Origin of the sequence: Wocania arenilitoris (assembly GCF_021728535.1) — a bacterium.
GTDB lineage: Bacteria > Bacteroidota > Bacteroidia > Flavobacteriales > Flavobacteriaceae > Wocania_A > Wocania_A arenilitoris.
This window is the reverse complement of record NZ_JAKKDU010000011.1, coordinates 74,714-89,229: the sequence shown is the minus strand read 5'-3', so window position 1 is coordinate 89,229 and position 14,516 is coordinate 74,714. Positions and strand designations below refer to the sequence as shown.

Here is a 14,516-nt window from a genome sequence, read left to right as displayed (position 1 = left end):
AATAATGTTGCATCTCACAAATATAAAAATTGTCAAACTAAAGTCTTCGTCTTAAGGCGAGGGATTTTCTCCTATTCCCCGAATTAGAAATTAAACTAGTTATTTGTTAAAACACCCAATTCTGCCATAGATAGGTATGCATCACCGTTAATATTGTCTAAACTGGTAAAACGTATGTATTTTGCTTTATATATCTTGCTGAAAAACATCATTTGGTTTATGGGATTGTTTTTTATATTACCAAACTCACCTTTTTTAGCAATTTCCCAGTTTTTACCATCCATACTAACTTCAAAAACATAGCTTTTACAAATACCCCCCAAACCATCATTTCTTGGCAAGTATGTAAAACCAGTTAAATCTAATTCTTCACCTAAACCAACAATTATATCATGTGGATTTTGAGGAGGGTTATCACCCCATTGTGTATGCCAATAAGTTTGAGGATCTCCATCAATTGCCAAAACAGCTTCATGAAGCTTTTGTTCAGCACTAAATGATAAAACTTGCCACTTCGCAGGACAAACACCCAATCTAGCTTCTATAGTTTCACTTTTATTATTCCCTTCATTTACATACGAAACTGCCTTAACAAGACCTCCCTGGTCCATTAAAAATGGCTTTGTATATAGTATTGAATTTTGGTCAGGCTGAGAGCCATCAGTTGTATAATAAATCACTGGGTCGAAAGATTTACAACTAATCGTTACCAAGCCCTCTTTATTTCTTACAATAATAGGGTTAGTTAACATTTCAGGGGCATTATAAATTTCGAAAGCAGCAATTGCAGGACTAACTCGAGATGCTAATATTTTCAATTTTAATTTATTTGTTTTAATAGTCTTAAACCTACTTATATTTTTATATCCAATAGTTGTTCCATTAACAATCTCTTTCCATTCTTCATCTATTTTAGCTTCTATAGTAAATTTTTCTATTCTTTGCCCCAATGTTTTTATACATTCTTGTAAAACAATTCTGTTGACTTCTTTTTCTTCCATCAAAGTAAGTTCCAATTCAGCTTGTTCTTGTCCATCCATTGCCTTCCACGCCGATTCCATGTTTCCATCAATTGCGTTTTCTGGCAAATAATTGTAATCTATGGATGATGCTTTAACACTAGCATTTTTTGATAAATTATAGGCAAAAGCTTCTTTAATAATTTTACCCATACTTTGTAATCGTAAGGCATCCTTTTCAGGTATTAAGCCTCTTCGGTCTGGTGTAATATTTAATAAAAAAACGGTATTACCACCTACAGATCGGTACCAATTATCTACTAGGGTTTCAACCGTTTTAACATATTGCTCATCATCCCTATAAAACCACCCCATCCTTATAGAAGTGTTTGTTTCAGCCGGATACCAATATAAGTATTCAGCATCTTTAATTTTTTCACGACTACCTAAATCATCATCTGTCATATCTGGCCAATCATAATTATCTGGATGAACTGGTAAGGGAACTACACTCCATTCACTTGATCTTGTTTTGCCCGCTTCATTTCCACACCATCTAACATCTGCACCTTTTACAGCAATTGTAGCATTAGGCTGTAATTTTTTTATTAGGTCGTACCATGTCTTTCTATCATATTCCTGACCTAAACCTGGTTTTGGATTTGCTCCATCAAACCATACTTCCACAATGTCACCATATTGAGTTAATAATTCATACAACTGATTTAAAAAAAGAGCATTATAATCATCAACAATATATTCAAATGTTTGACTTGCCGCATCCTTTAATGTTTTGTCAGAAGGAATAATAATACTTTTGGGTTTAGAATGGTTACCATAGGTACCTCCCTTACGTTCTATTTCACTCAAATCTGCAGGGGATAAATAAACACCTACTTTTAATCCTTCATTCCTTGCTGCTTTAACAAGGTCTCCAAAAACATCCCCTTTTCCATCTTTCCACGAAGTGCTTTTTACAGAATGTGGTGTTGTTGAAGTGGGCCATAAACAAAAACCATCGTGATGCTTAGCCGTTAACATTACCATTTTCATGCCAGCGTCTTTCATCACATCCACCCATTGTTTGGGATTAAATTCAGTTGGTTGAAAAACATTAGGATCCTCTTTACCGCTACCCCACTCTACACCTGTAAAGGTATTTGGGCCAAAGTGCACAAAAGCAATAAACTCTAATTGCTGCCAGGCATATTGATTTTCTTTAGGCACTACCAATACGGACTTTTGTATAATATCTTCTTGACTGTCGCCTGAAAGTATTTCAATTGAATTTTGAACTATTTCATTGTTTTTACAGGAAACCAGTAATGTAACAATGATAATTATTGATTTAAAAACTATTCTGCTCATTTTTATAACTTTTTTGATTTACCAGTAAATAGGGCCTTTGCCTAGATATTTTTCTGCAATTGGTTTGTAATAATCAATAACACTTTCCAAACTATATGTTTTAGGGCTTTTGGTGTACAGATCATACTTATTAAAGTCTTTAATGATTTTTAAGTATTCTACGTCTGTTTCTGTCATTAATTCTCTATAACTTCCACCAGTATGCCATGGATAAAATGAGTGATAGCGAATCATAACCATTGCCTCTTTAGGAAGCTTATTTTCTTTGTGGTTTTTAAGTACCTGGTAGAGGTACTCATCATGTCCCCATGCCATCATTAAGTTATCCAATCCGCATCCCTTTTCATAAATCCCTGTGCTAGTGTTATAACGCAAATCACTCATATCAGAGTTTAACATATTAAACTCTGGATAAACACAAGAATCTGGAAGGGCACAGCCTACAACAAAAATATCTCCTACCATACCTCATTGCTCTGCTTGACTTGTTCCATATTCATCATTTCCCCATAGAAACATTACTTTGCCAAGATCATGAATTAACCCTGTTAATTGCATCCAATCTGGACGACCATCTGCACGTATTGCCTCGGCACTCTGTATGAGATGCTGAACATTCGGTAAATCTAAATCGGGATCACTTACATCTACAAGCTCATTTAATCTGCGTATGGCTTCCCATAAATCTAAAGGTTTATCGAAGGTCAAATATTTTTTATGCATACGATTAGCATAATCAAATGTTTGATTTTTTCACATTTTTCGATAATGTTCTTTTACAACTTCAGATACATCTGGAACTGTATAATTTCTAAAGGTTTTTTCTCCCATAATTAAATATTTCCAAAAATTATGTATAAAACAATTGTAAAAACTACTAATATCAAACTAAATGGTTTAACATATTCCCAAGGTTTTAAATCTAAAACGCATTCATCAACGATTTCAAATTTTTTATCTTTTTTGAACAATACCAACACTAAATACATGATTACTATATTGAAAACAAATTCAATACCCCAAATATAAACGAAATAAAGGTTTATTTCAACAATATAATACATTATCACATAAAACATTAACCCGAAAAGTAAACCAATTTTAACACCGCTAGACAAAACTCTGGGAAACAAAAAACCAGCAATAATTACACTGGCAATAGGTATAAAAAATATACCGTTTAATTACTGTAATAATTGATACAACCCTTCTGGAGCATTAGCAACAAAAGAAGCAATGCTTATCGCAAAAATAGCAAAAAATGTAAATGTTAATTTTTCTATGTTAACCAAACTTTTCCCACTTGCAGTTTTATGAATATATCATTTATAAATACCTAGACTAAATACTGTGGCTGCACTATTTAAAGCACTATTAAACGTACTTAAAATGGCTCCCATCATAACGGCTACAAAAAAACCTGTTAACCATAACGGAAGTACTTTTTTAACCAATAAAGGGTAAACACTATCTGGATTATCATACAAACTTTCACCAAAATAATAAAACCCTATAATACCAGAAAAAACAATAATTAGAGGGACTAATATTTTTAACAGACCCGTATAAAGCAATCCTTTTTGTACCTCTTTTAAATTAACAGCTCCAAGTACACGCTGAATAATGGACTGGTGCATCGTCCAGAAATAAATTTGATTAATCATAAGCCCCATAAACAAAACTTCAAAGGGCAATATAGCATTACGTGCTCCTTCCCCGATGCCAGTTTCCCTGCTAATCATATTAAATTTTTCCGGACTATTTTCAAAAACCAATTTTATTCCTTCTATAGGGTTTCCATATCCAATGCTTATTAATGCGAACACCGGAACTAAAAGACCTGCAATAACTAATCCAAATCCATTAATAGTATCTGTATATGCAACCATTTTTAAGCCTCCAAAAATGGCACAATTAAGAGTGGTTCACAAAAGTGGTAATTGGAATAGAATCATTGAATTATGTCAAAATGCTGCTTAAAAGGGAAATTTGTCGTGCACCCGGCAAGATTTCGGAGGGCTGTGATTTAATATAAATAAATTTGCTATAGAGCTATTACTTCCTTAACTTCAAACTCTCATTGCTTATAACTCATCCATAATTTTATATCCAATAATATCGACTCTAAACAAGGTTTATCAAACTCAATACTTTGACTTTAGGCAATTTAACACAGCAGACCGTACTTAAATAACTTTTTCAACCTGTATGGCAAATCATTATCATTATTCATGAATTTTTGCCTAATAGTTATTGTAAATAAAATTCGTCTTGTGCCAACTCCTTCGGTTCTCTAAAATTTATACCTTTCCGTTCTAATATCTGTAAATTGCTTCTAAGCCTTGACTTAAAACTATTCCATTCTCTATTTTCCATTTCTGTCCATCCCGCTTCAACTAAAGCCATAGCTCTTGGGAAGGTCATATAAAATGCTCTATCTATATCTTTAACATATTCGCCCCAAATAGTTGCTTCAACACCAATTATATGGGCTTGCTCCTTTTCTGGCAATCCATACCCTGGGTCAAGTTTATACACTTGCTCTAATGGCAAATAGTTCATCCAATCACAAGTTTCTTCTCCTTTACCTTGTGGATAATCAAAATAGGCATGTTCTGCTGGGGAGCATATTAATTCATAGCCCATTTCTCTAGATTTTTCAATAGTTTTTGGAGTTAAACCACCACGCCATGTATACATGGTACTGGCTTTTGGATAAAATGGCACATCTAACTCATACCATATTTGAGGCGTCTTACCTTGTTTTGCCAAGGTATCACTTATCCGTTCAAAAAAATAGCTCATTAGATGCTGAGGACTTTCTAAATTATTATCCTTAATCCTCTTCTGACATTTGGGACATGCTTCCCAGTGATCCAAAGGCGCTTCATCTCCACCTATATGAAACTTTTCAGCAGTAAAAATAGGGGCTAATTCTTTATATACGTTACCATAAAACTCAAATACTTTTTCATTACCAGCGCATAACAAATTTTTGGATACTCCTGGCGTAGTTCTAACTTCAAAGTTATCGGGAAAACAAGTTAATTCAGGATAGGCTACAAGCATTGCCTGACTATGTCCTGGAACATCCAACTCTGGAATGACTTCTATAAATCGTTCTTTGGCATAGGCTACAATATCTTTTAACTCGTCCTGAGTATAATAGCCCCTATGTGGCATGCCATCGCCATCCGTCTCTTTTCTTACAGTCGCCAACTCCATTAACTTGGGATATTTTTTAATTTCTATGCGCCAACCTTGATCGTCTGAAAGGTGCAGGTGTAGGGTATTAAATTTATAAATAGCAATGGCGTTAATATATTTTTTTATATCCTTAACTGGCAGAAAATGCCTTGCAGGATCAAGCATCATGCCCCTATATGGCAATCGTGGTGTGTCTTTAATGTCCAAACACGTAACTTCTACTGTATCATTATTATTTTCAAGTGGCAAAAGTTGCCTAAATGTTTGTATCCCGTAAAACAGACCTTTAACTGTTGCGGCAGAAAGTAAAATATTTTGACTTCTTATTTCTAATTGGTAGGACTCGTTGGTAGGAAAAGATTCATTTATTTTAGGCTGAATAAGAATAATTCCTCGTTCTGGGACTTTAGAATATCCCTGTAACGACAGTCTTAAACCTGTATGTTCAAAAATTATATCTTCAACTATATCTGCTTGTTTTTTTAAATCTTGATTCGATTCAGGATAATAAACAACCGTATTCTCATTTATAACAAATTTTTCGCTGTATGTCTTTACAAAATTTGGTTGCGGAATTAAATTGAGTTTTACTTCAGCACTAGTAAGGTTTGGCTGTTTATCTTTACAGGCAAACAAAACACAGACAGAAATTAACAAGATGCTTCTCTTAAAAAATATTTTTAGGGTATTCATTCTTTTAAATTATCTTTTTTTATTAAAAATTTCATGAATTTTTATTTTGGACTATAAAAATTTATCTAATAATAAGCCTTTGTAATTTTTGGGTTAAATTACAAATATATTATTCGAAAGTAAGATATTGAAAAACAAATCTTAGTTATAACAAAGAATTAGTTATCAACATAAATCTTTAAAGTTCTAAATACTTCATGGCAAGTTGTTAATTTCAACTAACTGCAATGAATCATTATTTTTAGCTATTAAAAGGCCTCTTATGCCATCATTAAGTCTTATGCTTTTAATTTAATATTATATACTGTTTTAATATAATACACATTATCTTGTAATAATGCCCTAACAATTATCTCTCCCTCATTAATATTGGCACTGGCACGAAAAACATCGATAATCGTCTGTTGGCTTCCCGAATAATCTATTTCTATATTCGCAAAGTTTATAGATAAAGGATAAGGCTTATCCCAACTTGGGGGCAAATCAAGTTGGCGGGATGTTTTTCCTGTTTTGATATCAATTCGTGCAAGTTCTTTGTCTTCTTTAGTATCAATCCGCGCATCATAAACATCGTTTTTGGCTAACCTTAAAACAATTTGGTTATCCTTTGCATATAGTAATGAATGTAAATCTCCATTCCCTTGTATAACTGCATCTTCAACAGCAGAATCTAACTTATCCAATGTGATTTTTGCCTGTTCTAGCATTTCGGGAAATAGGAATATCATTACCTCTAAAGACTTTTTATTAGATTGAGCAGTACAACCCAAATATAACCCCAATAAGCAATATAATCAACACCTTTTATACTCACGGGCATTCTCATTCAAAAGGCCTATTTAATGTAAACCGATTTGGTAAGTGTAATGTCTTTGGATGAGCTTCCAACCATAATTTCAAATTCGCTTGGATCAATTACGTATTCCATGTTTCTGTCCCATAGACCTAATTCTGAACAGGGTATCTCAAACTCAATGACTTTAGATTCTGATGAGCTAAGCTCAACTTTTTTAAAGGCTTTTAATTTTTTAACTGGCGTTGCCACCGAACTTATTTTATCATTAATATAGACCTGTACCACTTCCTTGCCTGCCTTTGTTCCTGTATTCTTTATGTTTATTGAAAGTTTCATGCTTTGTTCTTTGGATATTTCATTTTGTTCCACTACCAAATCTGAAAATTCAAATGTTGTGTAACTTAGCCCATATCCAAAAGGATATAGTGGTTCAGTAGAGCTAAACACATAATCGCGCTCAGGTTTTTCAAGTGTTCCGGGTTGATGGTAAAACCCCCTTCCTGATGGCTGGTGACTATAAAATACAGGTACATGACTAACACTTTGAGGATATGAAACAGGAAGCTTACCTGATAGATTAACATCACCAAAAATTATATTTGCCACGGCATTCCCTCCTTGTTCCCCTCAGGGCAAACTCACACTTTATTTCCAAGTATATCTAATAAATAGTTGTTGTCGTAGGCAGTTTTAAGTCTTTTTCCTTTAATACCTTGTTTAGTTATGGTGTCTTTTTTGAGTAGGGTTAAAGCCATTTTCCCAAGTATAGAGAAGTTTTGCGCAGCATTTCCTGTTCTTTTTCTAGAGGCATCTTCACCAAAAGCAAGATCTAGCACCCAATGCAATTTATTTTCAATTCCCCAATGTAGTCTTATTGCTTTTTGAAATGATTTAGCATCGGTTTTTAGACTTGAGATGTAATATCGTGTAGCTGTTTCTGTTGGTTTATCAGAGTTTTTAACTCTATTTTAATAATGCTTTGTAAAGCATCCCATTTAGTATCTTGTTGAATGAACTTAAAATCTGTAATAACACTACAGGTTCTTGTTTCTATTCTACCATGACCTAAATCTTGATGTGTGTACTTTTCTATGTTCTTACCAAATCCAAATTCGTCTTGGACATCTTGATGTAATTGCTTTTGATTGTCTTTTACAGCCAAGATATAGTCTGCCTCTTGTTTTATGATAGCCCGTGCAATATTTTCTTGGCAACCCATAGCGTCAATGGTTATAATACAACCTTTAATGGTTATGAGTTCTAACAGTTTTGGAATGGCAGTAATTTCATTAGATTTTTCATTAACCTTTACTTGTCCTAAAACCATATTGTTTTTACTTGCCCAAGCGCTCACCATATGAAACGGTGATTTTTTACCGTTAGACTTAGCACCTCGTAAGGTTTTACCATCTATTGGAATAATTTCACCGCCAGTTAAATCTATCCAATCAGAAACCCAATCTATAAAGCAAACTTCAAATTGTTCTGAATCAATCGATGAAAAGACACGGTTAAAAGTATCGTCGGGGGATACCATTAGGCAAATCTAGGAACGAACGTAAAAAATCTTCTTTTGCCTTGGCGTATGTCTCCATATCTTTCCAAGTATCTGCTGCACAGATTACCGAAATTATGCCAATAAGAAGGATGTCATCTAATTGATGAAGTTTGTTTATATCGCTTCTTGGGTCGTCTATTTTGCCGAAAATAGACTTAAACTTATTTGTTGTTTTCAAAACACATAAAATATTGATTATCAATATAATATACAATATTTTGATATAAAAAACAACAATTAAATCATTGATTTTTAGATAAATAGTGAGCCACTATACTCAATTAAATTCTAAACAAAAAGTATGAGTTTGCCCTGACTGATATCATAAATAATAACTTCAGATCAAAAGGCATATTAAAGGATCATATTGTATTAGATAAATTGAAAAACATGCATTAATTACGCCTTTTTATAAACACACTTCAAAATTTTTAATAAAATTTTGAAATCTAAAATACGAACCTCTCCCTCAAGTAAATATTATATTATAAACCACAATTTTGATATAGCAGAGGTTAAAGACTTTATTACCTAAAGAGTGGAACCAAAAATAAATTCAAAAAGCCTTAAATCAGACCCTATTTTATTCCAAATCTACGTTTAAAAATGGTTTTACTAGTAAAACGGGGTTACAGCGCCCAACAACACCATTAGGCATTTCAATCTCGTAATTTGTATTTAGACTTTTATCCTCTTGGTAATAATCGGTACTTATATAATGTGCTCCGGAGTTTAATGCTGCTTTAAACTTAGTATAGTCACCGGTTCTAGCTTCCCTGGTATCTGCATCAGCACGTGTACGCACTAAATATCCGGCTCTAACCAATGCTTTTATGGAATCTTGATACTTTATTGGATTATTTACAATTAAAAAAGCTGCTTCTGGTGTTCCAGGTTTTGAATTGGTAAAAAACAACCTTCCTTTTAAAGACGGATGTCCTTTGATATAAACATCACGCTTTTCCCCTTCTTCATCTAAAACTAAAATAATCTTTCCTCTAGCATCCTCTAATGTAGGCCAATTATTGGCTTTTACAGCTTCCTCCAGAGTATAAAAATCACCCCTTACATCGTCAGGTGTAATGAGTTTGGACCTAGGCAATTCCGATAGGATTTCTCTTTCTAAATCATTAAATACTTTAGCTGTAAAAGGAAGCAATTCTTGAAAACCTTCAATTTCTAAATTTTCAGTTTTAGCATTAAATGTTATAGCAATTGGTAAATGTCTTGGATGCGCATCAGACCAGGCTTTAATTTCATTCAGGCAGTCTACCAAGCGATAGCAAGTAGTTCTAAAGTCAAGATCCGGAATGTGTATCACCTTAAACCCTTTTGTGTTTAGCAATCCTAAAGTATCGTATGGCTGTGGTTCAATTTCGTTTTGTTTTAAAAGTTCAATACCAACCGGGTTGGCAAACTTTCCTCCCTCTGTATCAACAACAACATCAATTTCCAGATTTCTTAAGCCGTAATTGTTTAGCTGCTCTGTTAAAGAAACATGCGAATATTGTAGTGCTTCAACAGATTTAGTAACGGTTTGTTTCGCTATCTCAAGTAGTGCTGGTTCAATACTTTTCTTGTAACTATTGTGACTACCTATTACCTGAATATTATTAAGTTTTAATTTAGCTGTTGGTTCTAATGTATTACAACTAATTATAAAGTGTATAGCAATTAATGCAATAAGATTTTTACGCTTCATTTTTTAGAACTTTTCATTTACGGGCACTTAAGCTCCAATGGTTATAATTTTTTTTAATTCTCTATCATTCTGCAAGTTTCGTACAAACCATTCCGCACAAAACATTTTTTCCCTTAACAGGATTCAAATCAATTGTTGGTAGTTCTTTGCTTAACAAATCTAAATCAAATTCCATTTCGCAATAACCCTGGTTAAATTCTCTCTTTGAATTGCCGAACAATAGAATCAGTATTTTGAAATTTAAAGTAATATGGTCTATCAACAATAGTAGAACCTTTTTCCTGCCAAAAACAGGCATTTCATTGTTCCGATTTGTTTAAATATAATTTCATTAAAGAACTCAATTACTATTATTTTTAGCTTTCCAAAACACTTCAATCATCTACTTTCTCCTGTTGTTTCCGGCTCATATTATAATAAAAACATGGTTGCCAGCAAACACACATTTCCACAATTTTCAAAGAAGGCTACAATCCTTCCAAAGATTGGATTAAACACCAAATAAATAGCAGCTTATTATTTCCAACATCGTTTGTTCAACAACAGAAAAGTACAATTAAAACAGTAATTAGACTTGTATTGGGTCTTAAATCTTAAGATCCGAATACAAAATTTTAATACTAGTTAAAAATCAGGATAAAAAATGTTGTTAATAAACTGCGCATATTCGTTGTGTTTATATTTTTCTGATAATAATTGTAAATCCAGAGTTTTCAACTAAATCTCTTGATAAAATAGTTTCGCTATTGACATCCATTGTTTCAATGCTTACTTTGTTTTCTTTCAAATCCGCTACATTCTGAGAAAATACTTTGGCTTCGTAGTTTTCATTTTCATCCAGAAATGACAGCGGGATTTCAACTTTCCGCGTCTGATTTGAAGTCAATGATCCAACAAACCAAGTGTCTCCATTTTTCCGTGCAATGGTAGCATATTCACCAATCTCACCTTCCAGAACTTTTGTTTCATCCCAAACCGTGGGAAGTGCATCATAAAATGCCAACTCTGTACTCTCGTGGATTACTGACTCTGTATCACCGGCACCGCCTTTTTTCACAGGCGATCCTTCGGGGCGATCGTACCAATAGACAAATTGCCACGGACTGTAAAGCATTACAGCTTTGGCCATTTGTCCCGCTTTGCCTCCCATCTTTTCAGATACGCGAGTAGCCAAAAAGCTGTTAGTATTGTCTGCTGCGCCGGCAATCATACGGGTGAAAAGGGTGATCAAAGTATGTTCGGTGGAAGGGCTCAATTCGTCACCAAGAATTCCTTCCTGAGAAATTAAGTTTGGATACGTTCGTGAATAGCCGGTTGGACGATACTCATCATGTACATCAACCATAAGTTCATATTCTGCTGCTTTGCGAACTGCATCGTGTAGCCACAAAGTCCATTCCTGTGGTCCCACATTTACAAATCCGTATTTTAATCCTTTTATGCCCCATGATTTATAAAGAGGTAAAATCTCATCTAGTTGCTTTTCCAATGCTCGTCGATTAACGTAAAGTATTATTCCAATTCCCTTTTGTTTGGCATAATCGATTACTTGATGTAAATCGAGAGGTCCCGGAGATCGATTTGGATCAACAGTAACCGTTGTTGCATCCGATGCATCATCGTATTCGTTACCATACCAACCAGCATCAAATTCCACATACTGAAGATTATGCTTTGCTGCAAAATCGACACAGGCCAATCCGCCTTTTGTGGTCAGGGTAACTTCACGTATTACTTTCCCGGGTTTAATCCACGATACATCTTCCAGTTTATTGGGCTCATTCAGGTTTTCAATGAAGTGGTTGTTTTCCAGTAATTCGCAAGGAGACTTCCCTACCATTACATACCGCCATGGAGTAATGTATTTTGCTTTTTTGATATCCACCTTGCTTGACAAATCAACCTGCAGAGACAATGAATTTATTGAATCGCGTTTGAATTTCATCCGGGCAAAATCAACCAGAGCAGCTTCGCCGATAGCCAAAAAGGAATTTGCGTTCTTTTTAACAACAAGCGGACGTTCGCAAACCACATCAATTTTGCTGATATTTTCTTTTTTGTAAACGCCCTGCGCATATTCTGAAACCCAAGTTTCATAATCACTATCAAAGTTGAAGGCTGTCAGCTCTTTTGTAAGCAACTGATCACTGATATTTTTTTCATCGAATAAATATCGAAAGGCCATGCCTTCGTCATACAGGCGACATAAAAGTTTAAGTTCTTGGTTAGCAAGACTACCGGCAGTCAGGGTTAATTCAAGTTGATTATATCTGTTGCGAACAACGTTTCGTTCACCATAAACCGGATTCCACTCTTCATCAAACAATGTTTGCTTCACTTCGCTGATTCGATCAAACTTAAGGCTGTCATTTTTTTCAAAAACAAAGCTCCCAACATTTACAGTTAGAATTGGTATTTTTGAATCATACAGACTTAATATTAAATCCGACTGATTTTCAGAAATTTTCACTTCTAATTTTTCAGAAGGGCTTTTAATTTCCAAGTCGCTTTCTGTACATGAAATAGTAAAAATGCACAGAAAAAAAACGGATACTAAAAGATATTTATTCATCTCCAATTTAAGTTGGTTTAGTTTAACTAATTGTTTCATATATATTTTAAAACGATTGAAGTAATTTTTGCATTATTTTTCTTGCCGTCGGATTTGAATGAATCCTATTTTTTAATTGGAGTTGACAAATCCAGCAAACTCCTTTACGCACAATAAAACTCAAAGATTTATGCCACTCTAACAAAAGCATATATTACAAATATAGGGGTTTAGTTTTAAAATTCATTTTTTGATTTTTGTTTTTGTGCTTCTCCTACGTTATCCCAATGGACTTCAATCTCCTCCAAACTTTTCCCTTTGGTTTCTGGAACATATCTATAAAAGAATATGGTTGCTAACAAACACATTGCCGCAAAGGTGAAAAATCCAGCTGCCATTCCTATTTTGGCAACATACCATGGGAAAATAAATGCCGTTAGGAAATTGATTCCCCAGTTGGCAAAGGTGGCAATCGACATAGCCCTTCCTCTTATTCGGGTTGGAAATATCTCGCCGATTAACACCCAAATAACCGCATTGATCGAGATAGCAAGACTTGCCATATAGATGCACAACATTATTACAATCCAAATACCCGAAGTTTGCCCTATCAAGAATTGTGTTGCAATGATGAATAATGAAACGCAGACAGATGCCATACCCCATATAAGTAGAGGACGGCGCCCCCAACTATCTATTTTCCAGAGAGCAATAACGGTAAAGATCAGATTAATAATTCCTATTGCCACCTGAAACTGAAGGGCACTGTCCAGTTTAAAACCAGCACTCTCAAGAATGGTAGGGCCATAATAAACAATAATGTTTACGCCTGTAAATTGTCCAAAAACCGATAAGCCTACACCTACAATTAAGGCAAGGCGTAAACCGGGTTTTATCAATTCACTTATTTTCCCTTTTACATGATTAACCGTTTGGCGGATTTCTGCTAATTCAGTTTTCGCAATTTTAACTCCACTTATTTTCAGAAGGATAGCGTAGCCTTTATCATGAAGACCATTTTTTATAAGCCAGCGAGGACTTTCAGGAATTAAAAACAGCAAAATAATAAAGAGCCCGGAAGGGAGCATTTCTGAACCAAACATGCCCCGCCACACTTCAGAAATCAAATATTTATTAAATACTCCCGTACCACCGTTAAATGGCTCGCTGGTTTGAGATACATCTAAGAGCAGCCAATTGGAGAAGTATGCTAATAAGATACCTATAACAATAGAAAGCTGATATAGGGCAACAAGCCTGCCTCTTATTTTTGGTGGAGCAACCTCAGAGATATACAAAGGTGCCAATACTGAAGCCATTCCAACACCAATGCCACCAATGAGCCTCGCAACTATAAGAGCTACAAAGTTATGGGGAATGGCCGAACCAAATGCAGAAATAAAAAACAATAAAGCAGCCACTATTAGAACAGGCTTTCTACCATATTTATCACTTAAAGCTCCTGATATGGCAGCACCTGCAATGGCTCCCACCAGAGCAGAACTGGCAAACCAGCCCACTTCAATTTTATCTAGCGAAAAATAGCTTTCAACAAAAGTAAATGTGCCGGAAATAACGGCTGTGTCAAAGCCGAAAAGTACACCTCCCAATGAGGCCACAAAACATATTAGTGCTAGAAAGCGTTTATTCGCCTTTTCTGAGTATGTGGTTGTGTGCTGCAT

At 34.6% G+C, this 14,516-nt stretch carries 8 protein-coding genes and 3 pseudogenes; all 11 read right to left on the bottom strand.

Features of this window, described 5'->3' with window-relative positions; translation table 11 throughout:
• Positions 1 to 95 precede the first annotated feature (95 nt).
• A complete protein-coding gene (locus L3X37_RS10435) occupies positions 96 to 2,327 on the bottom strand; it encodes an alpha-L-fucosidase (RefSeq protein WP_237240117.1) in 2,232 nt (743 codons plus the stop codon).
• A gap of 18 nt (positions 2,328 to 2,345) precedes the next feature.
• Positions 2,346 to 3,065 (bottom strand): annotated as a pseudogene (locus L3X37_RS10430) (inositol oxygenase family protein); the annotation flags it as partial.
• A gap of 584 nt (positions 3,066 to 3,649) precedes the next feature.
• On the bottom strand, positions 3,650 to 4,234 hold the full coding sequence (locus L3X37_RS10425; RefSeq protein ID WP_369409895.1) for a sodium:solute symporter family transporter: 585 nt from the start codon (positions 4,232 to 4,234) through the stop codon (positions 3,650 to 3,652).
• 343 nt (positions 4,235 to 4,577) lie between these two features.
• Entirely contained in the window at positions 4,578 to 6,227 is a 1,650-nt protein-coding gene (locus L3X37_RS10420) for a beta-N-acetylhexosaminidase (protein ID WP_237240115.1), read from the bottom strand.
• Between the two features lie 278 nt (positions 6,228 to 6,505).
• The gene (locus tag L3X37_RS10415) at positions 6,506 to 6,955 is read right to left on the bottom strand and encodes a hypothetical protein (RefSeq protein WP_237240114.1); all 450 of its coding nucleotides are present in this window, start codon (positions 6,953 to 6,955) and stop codon (positions 6,506 to 6,508) included.
• Positions 6,956 to 7,062: 107 nt separating this feature from the next.
• Positions 7,063 to 7,359 carry a fibronectin type III-like domain-contianing protein gene (locus L3X37_RS15295; protein WP_262910811.1) on the bottom strand — a complete coding sequence of 99 codons (297 nt, stop codon included), beginning with the start codon at positions 7,357 to 7,359 and terminating at the stop codon, positions 7,063 to 7,065.
• Positions 7,360 to 7,431: 72 nt separating this feature from the next.
• Positions 7,432 to 7,638 (bottom strand): annotated as a pseudogene (locus tag L3X37_RS15290) (glycoside hydrolase family 3 C-terminal domain-containing protein); the annotation flags it as partial.
• Between the two features lie 23 nt (positions 7,639 to 7,661).
• A pseudogene (locus tag L3X37_RS10405) lies at positions 7,662 to 8,759 on the bottom strand (ISAs1 family transposase).
• A gap of 405 nt (positions 8,760 to 9,164) precedes the next feature.
• Positions 9,165 to 10,283, bottom strand: coding sequence for a phosphatidylinositol-specific phospholipase C1-like protein (locus L3X37_RS10400; RefSeq protein WP_237240112.1), 1,119 nt, complete (start codon positions 10,281 to 10,283; stop codon positions 9,165 to 9,167).
• Positions 10,284 to 10,959: 676 nt separating this feature from the next.
• Positions 10,960 to 12,894 carry a glycoside hydrolase family 97 protein gene (locus L3X37_RS10395; RefSeq protein WP_237240111.1) on the bottom strand — a complete coding sequence of 645 codons (1,935 nt, stop codon included), beginning with the start codon at positions 12,892 to 12,894 and terminating at the stop codon, positions 10,960 to 10,962.
• Positions 12,895 to 13,070: 176 nt separating this feature from the next.
• Positions 13,071 to 14,516: a sugar porter family MFS transporter gene (locus L3X37_RS10390; RefSeq protein ID WP_237240110.1), complete on the bottom strand. Its 1,446-nt coding sequence runs from the start codon at positions 14,514 to 14,516 to the stop codon at positions 13,071 to 13,073.